Origin of the sequence: Nonomuraea sp. MG754425 (assembly GCF_021699195.1) — a bacterium.
Taxonomy (GTDB): Bacteria; Actinomycetota; Actinomycetes; order Streptosporangiales; family Streptosporangiaceae; genus Nonomuraea.
The window spans coordinates 1-18,377 of record NZ_SSXE01000022.1 but is presented as its reverse complement, the minus strand read 5'-3'; the positions used below and the strand labels follow the sequence as shown (position 1 = coordinate 18,377).

The 18,377-nt window shown below is 74.0% G+C and carries 15 protein-coding genes; 9 read left to right on the top strand and 6 right to left on the bottom strand.

The features are described 5' to 3' along the window. Positions 1–94 precede the first annotated feature (94 nt). The 6 genes from FAF44_RS10405 to mnhG all read left to right on the top strand — a co-directional run bounded on the left by FAF44_RS10405 (position 95) and on the right by mnhG (position 6,473). Positions 95–2,899, top strand: coding sequence for a Na+/H+ antiporter subunit A (locus tag FAF44_RS10405; RefSeq protein WP_237102859.1), 2,805 nt, complete (start codon positions 95–97; stop codon positions 2,897–2,899). Between the two features lie 14 nt (positions 2,900–2,913). After that, positions 2,914–3,711: a Na(+)/H(+) antiporter subunit C gene (locus FAF44_RS10400; protein ID WP_237102900.1), complete on the top strand. Its 798-nt coding sequence runs from the start codon at positions 2,914–2,916 to the stop codon at positions 3,709–3,711. 86 nt (positions 3,712–3,797) lie between these two features. Then, the gene (locus tag FAF44_RS10395; protein ID WP_237102899.1) at positions 3,798–5,348 is read left to right on the top strand and encodes a Na+/H+ antiporter subunit D; all 1,551 of its coding nucleotides are present in this window, start codon (positions 3,798–3,800) and stop codon (positions 5,346–5,348) included. Continuing rightward, a complete protein-coding gene (locus FAF44_RS10390) occupies positions 5,345–5,896 on the top strand; it encodes a Na+/H+ antiporter subunit E (RefSeq protein ID WP_237102858.1) in 552 nt (183 codons plus the stop codon). Before FAF44_RS10395 ends, FAF44_RS10390 begins: the two co-directional genes overlap by 4 nt. Next, positions 5,893–6,153 carry a monovalent cation/H+ antiporter complex subunit F gene (locus tag FAF44_RS10385; RefSeq protein ID WP_237102857.1) on the top strand — a complete coding sequence of 87 codons (261 nt, stop codon included), beginning with the start codon at positions 5,893–5,895 and terminating at the stop codon, positions 6,151–6,153. The genes FAF44_RS10390 and FAF44_RS10385 overlap by 4 nt, the downstream gene beginning before the upstream one ends. Beyond that, entirely contained in the window at positions 6,150–6,473 is a 324-nt protein-coding gene (gene mnhG, locus FAF44_RS10380; protein WP_237102856.1) for a monovalent cation/H(+) antiporter subunit G, read from the top strand. Before FAF44_RS10385 ends, mnhG begins: the two co-directional genes overlap by 4 nt. Before the next feature lie 11 nt (positions 6,474–6,484). On the opposite strand, the gene FAF44_RS10375 is transcribed toward mnhG, so the two are convergent. From FAF44_RS10375 to FAF44_RS10365, 3 genes are read right to left on the bottom strand one after another with little or no spacing between them, the layout of a single operon-like run. Continuing rightward, positions 6,485–8,515, bottom strand: a complete 2,031-nt coding sequence (locus FAF44_RS10375) for a xanthine dehydrogenase family protein molybdopterin-binding subunit (protein ID WP_237102855.1) — start codon at positions 8,513–8,515, stop codon at positions 6,485–6,487. Next, positions 8,512–9,483, bottom strand: coding sequence for a xanthine dehydrogenase family protein subunit M (locus FAF44_RS10370; RefSeq protein ID WP_237102854.1), 972 nt, complete (start codon positions 9,481–9,483; stop codon positions 8,512–8,514). Before FAF44_RS10370 ends, FAF44_RS10375 begins: the two co-directional genes overlap by 4 nt. Beyond that, positions 9,480–9,968 (bottom strand): (2Fe-2S)-binding protein, encoded by a 489-nt coding sequence (locus FAF44_RS10365; protein WP_237102853.1) that lies wholly within the window; start codon positions 9,966–9,968, stop codon positions 9,480–9,482. Before FAF44_RS10365 ends, FAF44_RS10370 begins: the two co-directional genes overlap by 4 nt. A 96-nt stretch (positions 9,969–10,064) precedes the next feature. On the opposite strand from FAF44_RS10365, the gene FAF44_RS10360 reads away from it, so the two are divergent. Next, positions 10,065–11,219: an acetate/propionate family kinase gene (locus FAF44_RS10360; protein WP_237102852.1), complete on the top strand. Its 1,155-nt coding sequence runs from the start codon at positions 10,065–10,067 to the stop codon at positions 11,217–11,219. Between the two features lie 35 nt (positions 11,220–11,254). Beyond that, positions 11,255–13,408 (top strand): ATP-dependent RecD-like DNA helicase, encoded by a 2,154-nt coding sequence (locus tag FAF44_RS10355; protein WP_237102851.1) that lies wholly within the window; start codon positions 11,255–11,257, stop codon positions 13,406–13,408. Here FAF44_RS10355 and FAF44_RS10350 read toward each other — a convergent pair. Continuing rightward, positions 13,405–16,380 carry an FAD-binding and (Fe-S)-binding domain-containing protein gene (locus tag FAF44_RS10350; protein WP_237102850.1) on the bottom strand — a complete coding sequence of 992 codons (2,976 nt, stop codon included), beginning with the start codon at positions 16,378–16,380 and terminating at the stop codon, positions 13,405–13,407. The genes FAF44_RS10355 and FAF44_RS10350 overlap by 4 nt on opposite strands. 69 nt (positions 16,381–16,449) lie before the next feature. Next, positions 16,450–17,046 (bottom strand): hypothetical protein, encoded by a 597-nt coding sequence (locus FAF44_RS10345; protein ID WP_237102849.1) that lies wholly within the window; start codon positions 17,044–17,046, stop codon positions 16,450–16,452. 99 nt (positions 17,047–17,145) lie between these two features. On the opposite strand from FAF44_RS10345, the gene FAF44_RS10340 reads away from it, so the two are divergent. Next, positions 17,146–17,691, top strand: coding sequence for an RNA 2'-phosphotransferase (locus tag FAF44_RS10340; RefSeq protein ID WP_237102848.1), 546 nt, complete (start codon positions 17,146–17,148; stop codon positions 17,689–17,691). On the opposite strand, the gene FAF44_RS10335 is transcribed toward FAF44_RS10340, so the two are convergent. Beyond that, entirely contained in the window at positions 17,667–18,260 is a 594-nt protein-coding gene (locus tag FAF44_RS10335) for an NADAR family protein (protein ID WP_237102847.1), read from the bottom strand. The genes FAF44_RS10340 and FAF44_RS10335 overlap by 25 nt on opposite strands. Positions 18,261–18,377 lie beyond the last annotated feature (117 nt).

The window sequence follows — 18,377 nt, the reverse complement described above, 5'->3', positions numbered from 1 at the left end:
CGCGGCGGCGACGGGAGAGATTGGGCGGACGTAGCCGGAAATTCCCACCGGCCGACACCGGGATGACGCCGGTGGAAGACCGCCTGAGGAGCCCATGGAGTCGCTGCTGGTCCTGCACGCGGTCGCGGCGGTCTGCGCTCCCTGGCTGGCGGCCCGCATGGGCCGGGCCTCCTTCTTCCTGATGGCCGTCCCTCCCGCGGCGGGGTTCTGCTACACCGTGTGGCTGGCGGTGCGGGGGCTGCCCGTGCGCGAGAGCACCCCGTACACGCTGGGCATGGAGCTGTCGTTCCGCGCCGATCCCCTCGCGGTGCTGATGATGGCGCTGGTCACCGGCGTCGGCGCGCTCGTCCTGTGTTACAGCGCCCGGTACTTCCCCGCCGGCGACGGCGGGCTCGGCCGCTACGGCGGCGCCATGGTGGCCTTCGCCGGCTCGATGCTGGGCCTGGTCGCCACCGACGACCTGCTGCTGCTGTACGTCTTCTGGGAGCTGACCACGGTCTTCTCCTACCTGCTCATCGGCTACGACCCGCGCAACCGGATGAGCCGGCAGGCCGCGATGAAGGCGCTGGTGGTCACCACGCTCGGCGGGCTGGCCATGCTGGCCGGGTTCGTGGTGCTGGGACAGGCCGCCGGCACGTACCAGATCTCGGGGATCCTGGCCCACCCGCCCGCCGCCGCTCCGGTGGCGGTGGCGCTGGTGATGGCGGGGGCGCTGTCGAAGTCGGCCGTCTTCCCGTTCAGCACGTGGCTGCCCGCCGCGATGGCCGCGCCCACGCCCGTCTCGGCCTACCTGCACGCGGCGGCCATGGTGAAGGCCGGCGTCTACCTGCTGGCCCGGCTGGGCCCGGCGTTCGGCGACCTGATGACGTGGCGGGCGCTGGCGGTGCCGCTGGGCGCGGCGACGATGTTGCTGGGCGGGTGGCGGGCGCTGCGGGAGACGGATCTGAAGCGGCTGCTGGCCTACGGCACGGTCAGCCAGCTCGGCCTGCTCGTGGTGCTGTTCGGCATGGGCACCGAGGGGGCGGCGCTGGCGGGGGTGGGCATGCTGCTGGCGCACGCGCTGTTCAAGGCGGCGCTGTTCCTGGTGGTGGGCATCATCGATCACGCGGTGGGCACCCGGGACCTGCGCGGGCTGAGCGGCCTGTGGCGCGTGATGCCGTGGGTGTGCGCGGTGGCGGTGGTGGCGGGGGCGTCGATGGCGGGGCTGCCGCCGCTGGCGGGCTTCGCCGGCAAGGAGGCGGCGCTGGAGGCGCTGCTGGACACGCCGCTCGTGCTGGCCGCGGTGGTGGCGGGCTCGGCCCTGACGGCCGCCTACACGCTGCGCTTCCTCTGGGGCGGTTTCGCCTCCAAGGCGCGCGTGTCCAGCAGCCACGCGCCGGTGCCCGCCCCCGAGGCGCAGATCGAGGCGCGGCCGGTGCGCCAGGTGCCCGCGGCCATGTTCGCGCCCGCGGCGCTGCTGTCGGCGCTGGGGCTGGTGCTGGCGCCCTTCGCCTCCTGGTACGAGGGCGCCATGTCCGGCTACACCGGCACGTTCCGCGATCCGGGCCACCACTCCCACCTGGCGGCCTGGAGCGGCTGGTCGCCCCCGCTGCTGCTGTCGGCGGCGGCGCTGACGGCCGGGTTGCTGCTGTTCCTGGCCAGGGAGCCCGTGGCGCAGCTCGGGGCGGCGCTGCACCTGGTCGACTCGAGCCTGGTGTTCTGGGCGGCCGTGCGGCGGCTGGACCGCTTCGCCATCCAGCTCACCGGTCTCATCCAGCGCGGCTCGGTGCCCGACTACCTGACGCTGACGCTCCTGGCCGCGGTGGGGGTGGGGATGTTCTCCGTCGCCTACGGGGGCGCGCCCCACCTGGACGTGCCGGTGATCGCCTGGCAGCGGCCCGAGCAGCCCGTCATCGTCTCGCTGCTGACGGCCGCGGCCGTGCTCGCGCTGTTCTCCCCCGCGTACGTGCTGCTCGCCGTGGTCGTCGGGCTGATCGGGTACTGCACGGCGCTGCTGTTCCTCGTGCACGGCTCGCCGGACCTGGCGCTGACCCAGTTCCTGGCCGAGACGCTGAGCCTGGTGATCTTCGCGCTCGTGCTGCGGCGGCTGCCGATCCGGCCGGTACGGGGGCGGCTGGCCTTCCCGGTCCGGCTGGCGCTCGGGCTGGCGGTGGGGGTGGTGGCCACGGGCGGCGGCATGCTGGCGATGGCGGCGCGCGGCACCGAGCCGGTGGGCGCGTTCATGGCCGAGGCGGCGCGGGAGGCCGGCGCCCGCAACATCGTCAGCGCCATCATCCTCGACATCCGGGCCTGGGACACGCTGGGCGAGAGCGCGGTGATCATCGTGCTGACGCTGGGCGTGACCAGCCTGGTGTTCCTGCGCCGCAGGTCGTTCGCGATCGAGCGGGCCGAGAGCGGGCACCGGCCGGAGGAGCGCACGCACTGGCTGGCGGCCACGCTGCCGCGCGGGCAGCGGGCGCTGGCGTTCGAGGTGGCGGCGCGGCTGACGTTCCACACGGTGCTGACGTTGTCGGTGTTCCTGCTGTTCATCGGGCACAGCGGGGTCGGCGGCGGGTTCGCGGGCGGCATCGTGGCCGGGCTGGCGATCACGGTGCGCTACCTGGCGGGCGGCCGGAACGAGCTGGCCGCGGCCGTGCCGGTGCACGCGGGCGTGCTGATGGGGATGGGGCTGACGCTGTCGGCGGGCACGGCGCTGATCGGGCTGCTGTTCGGCCGGGCGGCGCTGGAGATGCTGGCCACCGACGTCAGCGTGCCGCTGCTCGGCCACGTGCACCTGTCCACGGGGCTGCTGTTCGACCTGGGCGTGTACGTGTCCGTGATCGGCATGGTCCAGGACGTGCTGCGCGCCCTCGGGGCCGAGCTGGACCGGCAGATCGACGCGGGAGAGGGGGTCGAGTGAACAGCGTCGCCCTGATGCCGTTCGCCGCCTGCTGCGTGCTGATCACCTGCGGGGTGACGCTGCTGCTCGAACGCAGCCTGGTCCGCGTGCTGGCCGGCGTCATCGTGCTCGGCAACGGGGTGAACCTGCTGATCGTCACCTCCGGCGGCGACGCGGGCGGCCCGCCGTTCGTGGACGGCACCGGGATCGCCGACCCGCTGCCGCAGGCCATGGTGCTGACCGCCATCGTGATCACCCTGGGGGTGACGGCGTTCCTGCTGGCCATGGTGCACCGGTCGTGGCAGCTCACCGGCAGCGACGAGGTCCAGGACGACACCGAGGACCGCCGGATCCGGCTGCGCTCGCGGCGCGGCGAGCTGAGCGACGCCGTACGGGCCCGGCAGCACGCCTACCGGCGGCTGGTCATCGAGCAGCGGGCCGAGCTGGCCAAGCTGGAGGCCGAGCAGGCCGAGCGGGAACGGCTGGAGGAGGCCGACCTGGAGCGGCGCATCGCCCGCGTGCACGACGAGCTCGGCCAGTGGATGCGCGAGCTGCGCTACGAGGGCATGACGGAGGACGAGCTGCAGCAGCGGCTGGAGGAGGCGGGGCTGCGCGACGACCCCGGCGCGATGTCGAACCTGGAACGCATCGAGCAGCTCCGCGAGGAGCACGAGCGGGGCCGGGCCGAGCAGGCGGGCAGGGAGCGGGAGCTGCGCAAGAAGCTGAAGGCCCGCCAGCGGGACGCGCGCCGGCAGCTTCGCGCGGCCATCAGGGACGAGCGCGAGCGGCAGGCCCTCGCGCAGGACCCGGAGCTGGAGGGCGACGACTCGTGAACGGCCCGGTGCTGCTGGAGCGCCTCGTGACCGGCGCGGTGCTGCTGGAGGCCCCGGTGGAGGTCCCCGCGGACGGCCCGATCACGCTGGAGAGCCTCATCTGCGTGCCCGTGCTGCTGCCGCTGCTGGCCGCCGGGGTGAAGCTGGCCATCGGCGGGCGGCTGCGCCGGCTGCAGTCGCTGATCAGCCTGGTCACGCTCGGCATCTCGCTGGCCGTGTCGGTGGTGCTGATGGTGGCGGCCGACACGCGCGGCCCGCTGGTGACCGAGCTGGGCGGCTGGCCGTCGCCGATCGGCATCTGCCTGGTGGCCGACCGGCTCTCGACGCTGGTGCTGGTGGTGTCGTCGGCGGTGACGTTCTGCGTCATGGTGTACTCGGTCGTCAGCGCGTACGACGAGCAGGAGCACGACGCGCCGATGGCGGTCTTCCATCCGGCGTTCCTGGTGATGGTGGCCGGGGTGGCGGACGCGTTCCTGTCGGGAGACCTGTTCAACCTGTTCGTGGCGTTCGAGCTGCTGCTCAGCGGCTCGTACGTGCTGCTGACGTTCGGCGGCACGGAGTCCAGGATCCGGGCGGGGGCCACGTACACGCTGATGGCGCTGGCCTCGTCGATGTTGTTCCTGATCGCGCTGGCCATCACCTACGGCGCCACCGGGACGCTGTCGCTGGCGCAGCTCGCCGAGCGCTTCGCCACGCTGCCCGAGCAGGTCAAGATCCTGGTGGAGCTGACGCTGCTGCTGGCCTTCGCGATCAAGGCGGCGATCTTCCCCATGTCGGCGTGGCTGCCCGACTCCTACCCCACCGCGCCCGCCCCGGCCACCGCCGTGTTCGCCGGCCTGCTCACCAAGGTGGGCGTGTACTCGATCATCCGGCTGGAGGCGCTGCTGTTCCCCGGCGGGCCGGTCTCGACGCTGCTGATGTGGGTGGCGCTGGCCACGATGCTGACCGGGGTGCTGGGCGCGGTCGCCCAGACGGACATGAAACGGATGCTCTCCTTCACGCTGGTCAGCCACATCGGGTACATGGTGTTCGGTGTGGCGCTGTCCACGGTGGCGGGGCTGGCGGGGGCGATCTTCTACGTGGTGCACCACATCACCGTGCAGACCAGCCTGTTCCTGGTGACGGGGCTGGTGGAGCGGCGCACCGGCACCACGTCGGTGACCCGGCTGGGCGGGCTGATGGAGGCGTCGCCGCTGCTGGCGGTGCTGTTCTTCGTCCCGGCCATGAACCTGTCGGGCATCCCGCCGATGTCGGGCTTCCTCGGCAAGCTGATGCTGGTGCAGGCGGGGCTGGCGCACGGGGGGTGGCTGCCGGTGACGCTGGTGGCCGTGGGGCTGGTGACCAGCCTGCTGACGTTGTACGCGGTGGCCAAGACATGGGGCAAGGCGTTCTGGCGGGGGCCGCGGCCCGACCGGCTGGGCCGGGTCGTGGAGAGCGACGAGCACACCGGCGACGACGCGACCGTCACCACCACCGCCCTGCCGGTGATGCTGCCGGTCTCGGTGGCGGCGCTGGTGGCGCTGGGGCTGTCGTTCACGGTGCTGGCGGGGCCGCTGGTGGGGCTGGCGCAGCGGGCGGCCACCGAGCTGCTGGCCCGCGAGCCGTACGTCTCGGCCGTTCTGGGGAGGCAGCCGTGACGGACGAGCGCGCGGACGTGCGGCGGCTGCTGGCGCCGCGGCTGCTGGGCCGGCGGGTGCCGCTGACGCTGGTGGCCTGGCTGACGCTGGTGTGGGTGACGTTGTGGGGCGACCTGACGGTGGCCAACGTGCTCGGCGGGCTGGCGACGGGGCTGGTGGTGACGTGGCTGCTGCCGCTGCCCGTCCTGGATCCGGGGGTCCGGGTCCGTCCGGTGGCGCTGGTGTGGTTCCTGCTGTGCTTCGTGTGGGACATGGTGACCTCGACGGCCCGGGTGGTGTTCTGGGTGCTGCGTCCCGGGAAGCCGCCGACGGAGATCGTCCGGGTGCCGCTGCGCACGTCGTCGGAGTCCATGACCGTGCTGCTGATGATCGCGCTGGCCACGGTGCCGGGGTCGCTGGTCGTGGAGGCGTACCGCAAGGAGCTGGTGGTGCACGTGCTGGGGCTGACCGGGGACGTGGCCGCGACCGTGCGGGCGGACGTGGCCGGGCTGGAGCGGCGGATCGTGCGGGCGTTCGGCACCCGCCGGGACCGGGAGGAGCTGGGATGACGACGGTGTACCTGGTGACGGTCGCGCTGCTGTGGTGCGGGGCCGCGTCCGCGCTCTACCGGGTGGGACGCGGGCCGTCGATGCTGGACCGGGCGGTCGCCCTGGACGTGTTCACGTCGTTGTCGATGTGCGGCGTCGGCGCGTTCGCCGTGGCCAGGGACGACTACTCGGACCTGCCGATCCTGCTGGTGCTGTCGCTGCTGGGGTTCGTCGGGTCGGTGTCGCTGGCCCGGTTCTTCTCGGGGAGGTCGCGATGACCGCCATGGACGTGGCGGCCGGCGGCTGCCTGCTGCTGGGCTCGGCGCTGGCGCTGTCGGCCGGGGTCGGGCTGGTGCGCTTCCGCAGCACGCTGGACCGCATGCACGCCGGCACGAAACCGCAGGTGCTCGGCGTGCTGCTGGTGCTGCTGGCCATGTGGCTGCACCGGCCCACCTGGGCGTACGCGGGGCCGCTGCTGCTGGTGGGCGTCTCCCAGGTGATCACGGTGTCGGTGGCGGCGTACATGGTGGCGCGGGCGGCCTACTCGCGCCGCTCCTCCGACGACGACACCGAGCTGCCCGCCCCCGACGGCGAGTGATCCGGGCGCGGCTACGGCCTGAGCGCGAGGATCTTCGCCGGCGTGATCGGCAGTTCCCTGATCCGGTGGCCGGTGGCGTGGTGGACGGCGTTGCCGATGGCGGCGGCGGTGCCGACGATGCCGATCTCGCCGATGCCCTTGCTGCCCATCGGGTTGAGCCGGTCGTCGCGCTCGTCCAGCCAGACGGCCTCCACGTGCTGGGCGTCGGCGCAGGCCGGGACGTGGTACTGCGCCAGGTCCCGGTGCAGGAAGCCGCCGAACTCCTCGTCGGTGACCGTCTCCTCCATCAGCGCCATGCCCAGGCCCATCGTCATGCCGCCGAGGAACTGCGACCTGGCCAGCGTGGCGTCCACGATGCGCCCGGCGGCGAAGACGCCCAGCAGCCGCGACACGCGGATCTCCCCGGTCACCGAGCTGACCCGCACCTGCGCGAACTGGGCGCCGAAGGCGTGCCTGGCCAGCTTGGCGTCGGCCTTGATCTCCTCGGTGGTGTCGGCGCGGCCCTCCTTGCCGTCGCGCATGAGCTCCTCGCAGGCGCGCACGACGGCCGTGCCCCACGAGGCGGTGCCCATGGAGCCGCCGGCCAGCGGCGCCTGCGGCAGGTCGCTGTCGCCCAGCTCGACGTGCACCCGCTCCGGGGCGACGCCGAGGACGCCGGCCGCGATCCTGGCCAGCACCGTGCGCGCGCCCGTGCCGATGTCGGCGGCGGCGAGCTGGACGAGGAAGTCGCCGTCCCGCGTGGTGACCACGGCCTGGCTCGGCCATCTCCTGGTCGGGTACGTGGAGGCGGCCACGCCGGTGCCGATCAGCCACTCCCCCTCGCGCCTGATCCCCGGCGTCGGGTCGCGGTGCTCCCAGCCGAAGCGGTGCGCGCCCTCCCGCAGGCAGCCCACCAGGTTGCGGGAGCTGAACGGCAGGCCGCTGTCCGGCTCGGTCTCGGGGTCGTTGCGCACGCGCAGCTCGACCGGGTCCAGGCCGGCCGCGTAGGCCAGCTCGTCCATGGCGGACTCCAGCGCGTACATGCCGGGGCACTCACCCGGCGCGCGCATCCACGACGGGGTGGCCACGTCCAGCCGGACCAGCCGGTGCCCGGTGCGCAGGGCCGGGGCGGCGTACATGACGCGGCTCGGGGTCGAGGTCTGCTCGGCGAACTCGACCAGGGTGGAGCTCTGCTCGTACGCCATGTGCTCCAGCGCCGTGAGCCGGCCCTCGGCGTCCACGCCGAGGCGTACCCGCTGGATCGTCGGGGTGCGGTAGCCGGTGACGTCGAACATCTGCTGCCGGGTCAGCACGATCTTGACCGGGCGGCCGACCATCCTGGAGGCCAGCGCGGCCAGGATCGCCTGCGGCCGGGTCGTGCCCTTGGAGCCGAACCCGCCGCCGACGTGCCTGGCCACCACGCGCACCTGCTCGGGCGGCAGGCCCAGGGTCTGGGCGATGGTGGCGCGGCTCGCGGTGACGCCCTGGGAGGTGTCGTAGACCAGCAGCCGGCCCTCGGTGTCCCAGGAGGCCAGCGCCGCGTGCGGCTCCATCGGGTTGTTGTGCAGGACGGGCGTCCGGTAGGTGACGTCCACGGAGCGCTCCGCCCGCGCCAGCCCCTCCTCCACGTCGCCCTTCTGGGTCTCGGACGGGAGGTCCGGGTTGACCGTCTCGGGCTGGTAGAGGCCGGGATGGTCGGCGCTCAGCCGCACGTCGTGGTCGTCGGCGTCGTAGTCGACGCGGACGGCCGCCGCGGCGGCGCGGGCGATCTCGTAGGTGTCGGCGACGACCGCGGCGACGATCTGGCCGCGGTAGGCCACCTCGCGGCTCTGGAACAGGGCCAGCTCGGGGTCGGCGTCTCCGGACAGGCGGGGGGCGGCCTCGCACGACAGCACGGCCAGCACGCCGGGCTGCTCCAGCGCGGCCGTGCCGTCCACGCGCTTGACGCGGCCCTTGGCGATCTGCGCCTGCACGGCGTAGGCGTAGGCGACGTTCTCGACCGGGTACTCGGCCGCGTACGTGGCCAGCCCGGTCACCTTGACGCGGCCCTCGGTGCGGTTCACGGTGCGAGCTCCTCGAGGGCGGCGACGATCAGGTTGCGGGCCAGCGGCACCTTGAAGGCGTTGCGCGGCAGCGGGCGGGCCTGTTCGAGCTCGGCCTCGGCGGCCTGGAGGAACGCCTCGCCGGTGGCCGGGCCGCCGATCAGGGCCCGCTCGGCGCGTTCGGCCCGCCAGGGCACGTGGGCCACGCCGCCGAGCGCGATGCGGCAGTCGGCCACGTCGCCGTCGGCGCCGACGTCGAGCACGGCGGCGATGGAGACCAGGGCGAAGGCGAACGAGGCCCGCTCGCGCACCTTGCGGTAGAGGGAGGCCCCAGGCGGCGGGGGCGGCAGCTCGACGGAGGTGATCAGGTCGCCGGGCGACAGCACGGTGTCGCGCTCGGGCTCCTCGCCGGGCAGGCGGTGCAGCCCCGGCATGGGGATGATGCGGTCGCCGCCGGGCCCGGTCACGTGCACCTGGGCGTCCAGCGCGGCCAGCGCCACCGCCATGTCGGACGGGTGGGTGGCCACGCACGCGCCGGACGTGCCGAGCACGGCCAGGTTGGCGTGGTCGCCGGCGACGGCCGGGCAGCCGGAGCCGGGCCGGCGCTTGTTGCACGGCCTGGTGACGTCCTGGAAGTAGGCGCAGCGGGTGCGCTGCAGCAGGTTGCCGGCCACGGTCGCGACGTTGCGCACCTGGCCGGACGCGCCGGCCAGCACCGCGCGGGCCAGCATCGGGTAGCGGGTGCGGATCAGCGGGTCGGCCGCCAGGTCGGTGTTGCGCACGGTGGCGCCGACGCGGACGCGGTCGCCCACGGGCTCGATGCCGTCGAGCGGCAGGCGGCTGACGTCCACCAGCCGCTCCGGCTCCGCCACGCCGAGCCGCATGAGGTCCACCAGGTTGGTGCCGCCGCCCAGGTACATGGTGCCGGGGCCGAAGTCCCGCACGGCCTCGGCGGTGCTGCCGGCGCGGGCGTACTCGAAGGGCTTCACCGGGCCACCTCGCCGATCGCGCTGACGATGTTGACGTACGCGCCGCACCGGCACAGGTTGCCGCTCATGCGCTCGCTGATCTCCTCGGGCGTCAGGTCGGGGTCGACGAGGATGTCGCCGGTGACGGCGCTCGGGCCCGGCTCGCCCAGCATCCCGGCCGCCGAGCAGAGCTGGCCCGGGGTGCAGTAGCCGCACTGGAAGGCGTCGTGCTCCATGAACGCGCTCTGCAGCGGGTGCAGTTCGCCGTCCGCGGCCAGCCCTTCGACGGTGGTGACCTCCGAGCCGTCCACCGCCACGGCCAGCGCCAGGCAGGCGTTAGCCCGCCGGCCGTCGATCAGCACCGTGCAGGCGCCGCACTGGCCGTGATCGCAGCCCTTCTTGGCGCCGATGAGCCCGAGGCGTTCGCGGAGCAGGTCGAGCAGCGAGATCCGCGGGTCCACGTCCACCGTGCGCGGCACGCCGTTCACCTGCAGGGTGATGTTCATTTCGCACGACTACCCGAGCTCTTGGCCGGGCAACCTCTGAGCCCGGTAAAGGCGCCCGTCCGTTTTGCCGGATTCCCGGCGGGTAGCCAGGCGGGCATGGACGAGCAGGTGGCGGAGCCGGCGGCGATCCTGACCGTCAACGCGGGGTCGTCGAGCCTGCGCCTCGATCTCGTGCAGGGCGGCAGCGTGCTGGACAGCGCGCACACCGAGCGCGCCGTCGACCCGGGCTCGGCCGGGCGGGAGCTGTCGGCGTTCCTCGGGGGCCACTTCGACCGCGACATCAGGGCGGTGGCGCACCGGCTGGTGCACGGCGGCGACGTGGTGCGCGCGCCCGCGATCGCCGACGACGAGACGGCCGCCGCGCTGCGCGGTCTCGTCGAGCTGGCGCCGCTGCACCTGCCGCCCGCGCTGGCCCTGCTGGACGCGGCCCGCGGGCAACTCCCGGCGGTGCCGCACGTGCTCTGCCCCGACACCGCCTTCCACGCGAGCCTGCCGGACGAGGCCGCCGTCTACCCCCTGCCGCCCGAGTGGCGCGACCGCTACGGCCTGCGCCGCTACGGCTTCCACGGCCTGTCCTGCGCGTGGGCCGCGGACCGGGCCTCGGAACTGCTCGGCCGCCCACTCGGCGAGCTGGACCTGGTGCTGGCACACCTGGGCGGCGGCTGCTCGGTGACGGCGGTGTCGGGCGGGCGCAGCCTGCACACCTCGATGGGCTTCACCCCGCTGGACGGCCTGCCCATGAGCCGGCGCTCGGGCAGCGTGGACCCGGGCCTGCTGGTGTGGCTGCTCGCCCCCGGGCGGCTGTCGGTCGCGGAGCTGAGCGAGGGGCTGGAGCGGCGCTCGGGGCTGCTGGGGCTGTCGAGGGGCCGCTCCGGCGACACCCGGGACCTGGTGGCCGCCGACCGCGACGGCGACAACGCGGCCGGGCTGGCGTTGCGCGTCTTCGCCCGCCGCGTCGCCGGGGAGATCGCCGCCGCGGCCACGTCGCTGCGGCGGATCGACGCGCTGGTGTTCACCGGGGAGATCGGCTGGGACCAGCCCGAGGTGCGCGAGGCCGTCTGCCGCCGTCTCGGCCTGCTCGGCGTCCAACTGCCGGTTCTGACCGGCCGCCACGACGACGGGCCGGTCAGCGCGGACGGCGCCGCCGTGCCCGTGCTGGCGGTCCAGGTGCGCGAGGAGCTCCAGCTCGCCCGGGAGTGCGCGCAGGCCCTGGAAGAGGACGAGCCGGAGCCGTTCCCCGCGGCCGGATGAGCCGTTTGTCGGTCGCCGATGGTTTGATCTCCCTTGTGGAAGCGTCCGTCGAGCAGCTCGTCTACGTCCGGGAGGACGAATACACCGTCGCCCGCATGAGCGCCGACGGCGTGCCCGACTTCGTGGCCACCGGCCGGGCGCTGGCGGGCGTCCAGCCCGGCGAGACGGTGCGGCTGTTCGGCGACTGGAGCCGGCATCCGCGCCACGGCCGGCGCTTCGCGGTCACGGGGTGCGAGCGGGTGCCACCGTCGTCGGTGCGGGCCATCCGCGTCTATCTCGGGTCCGGGCTGATCAGGGGCATCGGGCCGCGGCTGGCGTACGCGATCGTCGACCACTTCGGCGAGGCCACGCTCAAGATCATCAACGGCGAGCCCGAACGGCTCACCGAGGTCGTCAACATCGGGCCGCAGCGGCAGGGGCAGATCGTCCTGGCGTGGCAGGAGCAGAAGGCGATCGCCGCGCTCATGGTGACGTTGCAGGGGCTCGGGGTCAGCCCGCTGCTGGCGTCCAAGATCTACCAGGTGTTCGGGCCGGACGCCGACGAGGTGCTGAGCACCGACCCGTACCGGCTGATCGGGCGGGTGCGGGGCGTCGCGTTCCGCATCGCCGACCGGATCGCGCTGCAGGCCGGGGTGCCCGAGCGCAGCCCGCAGCGGGTCAAGGCGGCGCTGCTCGACCGGCTGGAAGCGGCCGGCAGCCGCGACGGCCACTGCTTCCTGCCGGTGTCCGCCCTGGTCAGGGAGGCGGCCGAGCTGATCGAGCAGCCCCAGGAACTGGTCCGGCCGCTGGTCGACGCGCTGGCCGCCGACCGGCGTCTGGTCGTCGAGACCGCGCCCGAGCCGGCGGGGGCGCACCGCGAGGGCGAGCGGCCGGTGGCGTTCGCGAAACACGTGCACAGCCGCGAGGTGGCGCTCACCGCCCGGCTCACCGCGCTCATGACGGCCCGCTCGACCCTCCCGTTGCGCGCCTACCAGGAGGACCCCGGCCTGCACGACGACCAGCGCGCCGCCGTCACCATGGCGCTGACCAGCACCGTCTCGATCATCACCGGCGGCCCCGGCTGCGGCAAGAGCCACACGGTCAAGGCCGTGGCCACCACCGTGCGGGCCGCCGGAGGCTCGGTGACACTCACGGCCCCCACCGGCAAGGCCGCCAAGCGGCTGTCGGAGCTGACCGGCCTGCCCGCGATGACCGTGCACCGCATGCTGGCCCAGCAGCCCGACCCCGACCCCGAGACCCTCTTCGACGAGCGGCCCTCGCAGGCCGACCTGATCGTGGTCGACGAGGCGTCCATGCTCGACCTGCACCTGGCCACCCGGCTCGCGGCGGCCGTGCGGCCCGGCAGCCACCTGCTCCTCATCGGCGACAGCGACCAGTTGCCCAGCATCGGCCCCGGCGACGTCCTGGCCGACCTGCTGCGCGTCACCACGATCCCGCGCGTGCAGCTCACCCACGTCTTCCGCCAGGCGGGCGGCAGCGGCATCGTCGAGGCCGCCCACCGCATCCGCGGCGGCCGGCTGCCCGCCATGCCGGGCGGGGGCGGGTTCTGGTTCGAGGAGCTCGACGACCCCGAGCAGGTGGCACGGCGGGTGGCCCACCTGGCGATGGTCGCGATCCCCCGCAAGCAGGACGTCGACCCCGGCCAGGTGCAGGTGCTGTGCCCGATGCGCAAGGGCGAGACGGGCGCCACCGCCCTCGGGCGGCTCATCCAGGACCAGCTCAACCCGGCCGCCGACGACAAGGCCGAGCACTGGTCGGGGGCCACGGTGTTCCGGGTGGGCGACCGCGTGATGCCCATCCGCAACAACTACGACAAGGGCGTCTTCAACGGCGAGACGGGCACGGTGACGGCCGTGGTGCGCGAGGAGCGCGCCGTCGAGATCCGCACCGACGACGGCGAGAGCGTGCGCTACGGCTTCGACGAGCTCGACGACCTCACCCACGCCTACGCGATCAGCGTGCACCGCTCGCAGGGCAGCGAGTACCCGTTCGTGGTGGCGCCGATCGTGGCCGAGTCCGGCGGGATCATGCTACGCCGCAAGCTGCTGTACACGCTGGTGACCCGGGCCAAGGCGTGGGTGGTGCTGGTGGGGCAGCGGGAGGCGCTGGAGCTGGCGGTGCACCGGCTGGGGCACCGCCGCAACACCGGCCTCGCCCGGCGCCTGTCCCTGTCCCTCGACGGCCACTAGCCGTCGCGGCCGTCAGGGGTGGGCCGGAGCGCGGCGGCGAGGAGTTCGGCCAGGTGGCGGCCCTGGCGGCCGGTGCCCGACGCGGCGATCTGGGTGCGGCAGGAGAAGCCGTCGGCCAACACCGCCTCCTCGTCCCGCGCCGACCGCAGCGCGGGCCACAGCCCCTCCTCCGCGCACGCCACCGACACGTCGTAGTGCTCCCGCTCGAACCCGAAGTTGCCCGCCTGCCCGCAACACCCGGAGTCGAGCACCCGCGTACGGAACCCGAACCGCTCCAGCACGGCCTGGTCGGCGTCGTACCCCATGATGGCGCTCTGGTGGCAGTGCACCTGGGCGAGCACGTCCTGGCCGGGTGTCTCCTGCGGAGCGCCGGACGGCCGCCAGCCGGGCGCGTGCCGTTCCAGCAGCTCGGCCAGCGTCAGCGTGCGTTCCGACACCAGCCGCGTCTGCGGCGTGTCGAGCAGTTCGGGCCCGTCGGAGCGGAACACGGCGGTGCAGCTCGGCTCCAGCCCGACCACCGGCACCCCCGCCTCGACCCACGGCAGCAGCGCCCGCACGCTGCGGGCCAGCACCCGGCGGGCGATCCCGAGCTGGCCCGTGCTGATCCAGGTCAGCCCGCAGCACACCGGCACCGGCGGCACGTGCACCTCGAACCCGGCCGCCTCCAGCACCCGCACCGCGGCCCGTCCCACGTGCGGGTCGAAGTTGTTGGAGAACGTGTCCGCCCACAGCACCACCCGCCCCCGCGTGCCCGCCGCACCGCGCTCCCCGGCACCGCGCCGCTTGAACCAGTCGGCGAACCGCTCCTCCGCCAGCCACGGCAGCTCCCGCCGCCCCGAGACGCCGCCGAGGGCCTTGACCAGCCGCGACAGCATCGGCGCGTGGGTGACGGCGTTGACCGCCCCCGGGGCCGCCGCCGCGAGCGCCGCCCACAGCGGCAGCCAGCCCATGGAGTAGTGCGCGAGCGGCCGCAGCCGCCGCCGGTAGTGGTGGGCGAGGAACTCGGCCTTGTACGTCGCCATGTCCACGTTCACCGGGCACTCGGCCCGGCAGCCCTTGCACGACAGGCACAGGTCCAGCGCGTCGCGCACGGCCTTGGAGCGCCAGCCGTCCGTGATCACCTCGCCGCGCAGCATCTCCTCCAGCAGCCTGGCCCGCCCGCGCGTCGAGTGCTCCTCCTCGCGGGTGACCCGGTAGCTGGGGCACATGACGCCGCCCTCGAAGGTGTGCTTGCGGCACTTGCCCGTCCCGACGCAGCGACCGGCCGCGTGCCCGAACCGCCCGTGGTCGGCCGGGTAGCCGAAGAACGTGTGCCGGGGCTCGACGGGGTAGTAGTGCCGCTGGCGCAGGTTCTGGTCCAGCCGGTACGGGTGCACGATCTTGCCCGGGTTCATCCGGTCACGGGGGTCGAAGACGGCCTTGAGGCGGCCGAACGCCTCCACCACCGCCGCGCCGAACATGCGCGGCAGCAGCTCGGCCAGCGCCTGCCCGTCGCCGTGCTCGCCCGACAGCGACCCGCCGTAGGAGGCGACCAGGTCGGCGGCCTCCTCGGCGAAGCGCCGGTAGGCGGCGATGCCGTCGTCGGTGTGCAGGTCGAGCGGGAGCCGGCCGTGCACGCAGCCCTGGCCGAAGTGGCCGTACAGGGCGGAGTCGCGGTAGCCGTGCCGGCGCCGCAGCCGGTCGTAGTCGCGCAGGTAGGCGCCCAGCCGCTCGGGCGGGACGGCCGCGTCCGACCAGCCCTCGTACGTCTGCCGCCCCGACGGCGGGTACGCCTCCACGCCCAGCCCCGACTCGCGCAGCCGCCACAGCTCGTCCTCCCGCTCCGGATCGCCGAGGAACGCGTGCGTCGGCGCGGGCCGGCCGTCGCTGCGGCGCAGGTCGCGCATCATGTCCTCGGCCCGCCGGCGCGCCTCCTCGTCGGTGTCCGCGCCGAACTGCACCAGCAGCCAGCCGGCTCCCGGGGGCAGGTCGCGCAGCGCCGGGTCGTCCGGGTGCTCGGCGCGGGCCAGCCGGTACATCCGCTCGTCCATGGCCTCCAGCGCGATCGGCCGGTGCGCGGCCACGGAGGGGACGGCGTCGGCGGCGGCGAAGATGTCCTGGAACCCGAGCACGGCCAGCGCCCTGGATGCCGGGACGGGCACCACGGCCAGCTCGGCGCGCAGCACGGTCACGAGCGTGCCCTCGCTGCCGACGAGGGCACGGGCCACGTTGAAGCCGTTCTCGGGCAGGAGCTGGTCCAGGTTGTAGCCGGACACGCGCCGTTCGAGGCGGGGGAAGCGGGTGCGGACCAGCTCCATGGTGTCGTCGCGCAGCTCGCGGAGCTGCCGGTAGATCTCGGCCGTCCGGCCGCCCTCGGCCTGGATGCGGGCGTACTCCTCGGCGTCGGTCGGCCCGACCCAGGCGCGCACGCCGTCGTAGGTGAGGATCTCCAGCCGCAGCACGGACTCGGCCATCTTCCCGTACGCCTGCGCCGACGCCCCGCACGAGTCGTTGCCGATCATGCCGCCGATGGTGCAGGCCGGATGGCTGGACGGCTTCGGCCCGACCATGAGCCCGTCCCAGGCGAGCACGTGGTTCACCGCGTCGAGCACGGCCCCGGCCTGCACGACGACCCGCCGGTGGGCCACGTCCACGGACTCGACCCGGCCGCAGTGCTTGGACCAGTCGATCACCACGGCCGCGTTGCAGCACTGCCCGGCCAGGCTGGTACCGCCGCCGCGCGACAGGACCGGCACGTCGCAGGCCCGGCAGACGGCCACGGCGGCCACCCCGGCGTCGAGGTCGCGCGGCACCACCACGCCGATCGGGACCTGCCGGTAGTTGGAGGCGTCGGTGGCGTAGGCGGCGCGACTGCCCGCGTCGAAGCGCACCTCGCCGTCCACGGCTTCCTCCAGCCGCCGCCGCAGGGTCTCGACGTCGATCTCGCGCGGCGTCGGCGGGTGCGTCACGGGCGTTCTGACCAGGCTGTCCATAGCCCGGCCCGTACCCGGGACGGCTCAGCCGGGCGTCAAGGACACGCCAAGGCGTGCCCTGAATGCCGGCTAATGTTCCGCGGGCGGGAAGGTGCGCTCGTAGCCGAGGCCGAGCGTGCGGGCGCCCCAGCCCTTGCCGCGCCGGTCCCCGTCGGGGTCGGGCAGCCGGCCGCCGAGGATGGCGAGGCGGATCGCGGCCACCTCCGCCGACCGGTCCCGCCGCTCCGACACCCGGCCCCGGTCCAGGACCAGCTCGACGACCTGCTCGTACTTCCAGCCGGGCGCGAAACCCATGTTCACGCCCAGCTCGCGGATGAAGCCCCGGCCGGCCAGCAGCCTGCCGCAGAACGGCAGCTCCACCCGCAGCGGCGCGGCCGTGAAGGAGCCGTCGGCCAGGTCCTCGGCGAGCGGCACCCCGAAGATCGTCGTGTCGGCGGCGACGGGGCGGCCCGCCGCCGTCGCGTGCGGGCCCAGCGTCAGCTCCCGCAGCAGCAGCCGGTCGTCCTCCACCGCGTACGCGCACACGTAGCCGTGGTAGCAGCCGGTGTGGAACGGTCCGGGCACGATGTCGTACGCGGCCGGCTCGAACAGCGGGTCACCGTCGATCGCGGCCACCGCGTGGGGCAGGCCGTCGACGACGACGGTGTCCGGTATTTGCGCGGTCACCGGGAGACACTCTCATGCCGCCACGTCACGGCGGGAACGTTGAGACTCTTTCGTAATCGGTTGGCGTCGGGCAGTCACGACACGGCACCATTGCACTTAATGGACGAACGTCGCATGGTACGCATTTCCAAGTACCTCGCCAGGCATCTGCGGCACGATCCGCAACGCATCGGCCTCACCCTCGACCCGGCCGGCTGGGTCGAGGTGGACGACCTGCTGCGGGCCGCCGCCGCACACGGCTTCCCGATCACGCCCGAGGAACTGCGGGAGGTGGTCGCGGCCAACGACAAGCGCCGGTACGCGATCGAAGCCGGCCGGATCCGGGCCAGCCAGGGGCACTCGGTGCCGGTGGAACTCGGACTGCCCGCGCGCGAACCACCCGAGGTGCTCTACCACGGCACGGTCGGCCGGTTCCTGGCGGCGATCAGGCGGGAGGGCCTGCGGCCGATGAACCGCCACCACGTGCACCTGTCGCCCGACCGGGAGACCGCCGGACGGGTGGGAGCGCGGCGAGGCGCTCCCGTGGTGCTGGTGGTGGCGGCGGGGGTGATGCACGCCGACGGGCACGCGTTCCTGCGCAGCGACAACGGGGTCTGGCTGGTGGAGCGGGTGCCCGCGGGTTACCTCAGGTTCCCGTCCGCCTGAAGGTTCGCGCGGGCGGCCATGCTCGCTCGGGCGGCCATCAGGGCAAAGCCGAGCAGGTTCAGGCCCTGCCACCGCTCGGGCGCGCCGGCGCGGTCGTCGTCGGCGGTCAGGCCGATGCCCCACACGCGGTCGGTGGGGCTCGCCTCGACGAGGACCCGCTCACCGGTGCCGAGCAGGAAGGCGGCCAGGCCGGGGTGGCCGCCGAACTTGGCCACGCTGCCGCGTACGACGATGTCGAAACGCTGCCGCTCCCACACCGCGTGGTCGAAATCGCGCACGGCCCGGCCCAGCAGCTTGGCGTCCCTCGGGTGCCCCGCCCGCAGGATCCGGGCCGCGCTCTCCTCGTCGCCGAACAGCCACGCCTTGTGGGCCATCATGTAGTGCTCGGCCGAGGCGAACGTGTGACCGTCCTCGGTGAACGTCACCGGCCACCACTGACTCAGGCAGCCCTTGCCGACGTCGCCGTCGCGGGTGGGCCGGTGACCCCAGAAGTACAGATATTTCAGACGCGCACCGCGCCGCTCGGCGGCGACCAGCTCTTCGACCGTGAGGGGGAGTACGTCGGACATGCCGCCCAGCGTGCCACATCTCCAACGGTCGGCGGGGCTTGCGCTGATCGGCAGGCTCGCGCGGCGGTCGGGAGGTCGAGGGGGCGCGCGAGGGCCGGGGTCACTTCGGGCGGGGGT

Bases quoted from the DNA above. Each gene is read 5' to 3' on its own strand.
- FAF44_RS10405 (WP_237102859.1), top strand. From the start codon at position 95: ATGGAGTCGCTGCTGGTCCTGCACGCGGTCGCGGCGGTCTGCGCTCCC.
- FAF44_RS10400 (WP_237102900.1), top strand. From the start codon at position 2,914: ATGCCGTTCGCCGCCTGCTGCGTGCTGATCACCTGCGGGGTGACGCTG.
- FAF44_RS10385 (WP_237102857.1), top strand. From the start codon at position 5,893: ATGACGACGGTGTACCTGGTGACGGTCGCGCTGCTGTGGTGCGGGGCC.
- mnhG (WP_237102856.1), top strand. From the start codon at position 6,150: ATGACCGCCATGGACGTGGCGGCCGGCGGCTGCCTGCTGCTGGGCTCG.
- FAF44_RS10365 (WP_237102853.1), bottom strand. From the start codon at position 9,968: ATGAACATCACCCTGCAGGTGAACGGCGTGCCGCGCACGGTGGACGTG.
- FAF44_RS10360 (WP_237102852.1), top strand. From the start codon at position 10,065: ATGGACGAGCAGGTGGCGGAGCCGGCGGCGATCCTGACCGTCAACGCG.
- FAF44_RS10350 (WP_237102850.1), bottom strand. From the start codon at position 16,380: ATGGACAGCCTGGTCAGAACGCCCGTGACGCACCCGCCGACGCCGCGC.
- FAF44_RS10340 (WP_237102848.1), top strand. From the start codon at position 17,146: ATGGACGAACGTCGCATGGTACGCATTTCCAAGTACCTCGCCAGGCAT.
- FAF44_RS10335 (WP_237102847.1), bottom strand. From the start codon at position 18,260: ATGTCCGACGTACTCCCCCTCACGGTCGAAGAGCTGGTCGCCGCCGAG.